Genomic DNA, 283 nt, shown 5'->3' with positions numbered 1-283 from the left:
AGGTTCGGTCAAAAAATTCCTTCTCATCCAAATTGGACGGCATAGAAGGCTTGGGACCAAAACGCAAACAGGCTCTGATGAAGCATTTCAAGTCTATTGGCAATATCCAGTCGGCCAGCCTGCAAGAAATCGCAGAAGCTGGTGTGCCGTATAAGGTGGCGGAGAAGGTTAAGGAGAAGTTGAGGTAAAACTAAATGGTATAATAATACCCAAAAATCTAATAAAAATACATCGAAATGCTTTACAATCTCGGTATTATATTTTATAATATACATATCAAGTG

1 protein-coding gene is annotated in these 283 nt (G+C 38.9%); it reads left to right on the top strand.

What is annotated here, in order from left to right; translation table 11 throughout:
• The coding region (locus tag C1E99_RS11295; protein WP_238146234.1) for a helix-hairpin-helix domain-containing protein at positions 1 to 188 on the top strand (188 nt) is incomplete at its 5' end.
• Positions 189 to 283: the final 95 nt, after the last annotated feature.

Source organism: Streptococcus suis (genome assembly GCF_002964045.1).
In the GTDB taxonomy this organism is placed as follows: Bacteria; Bacillota; Bacilli; order Lactobacillales; family Streptococcaceae; genus Streptococcus; species Streptococcus suis_U.
Note: the sequence above shows the minus strand (reverse complement) of the source record. Positions and strands in the feature narration are given on the sequence as shown.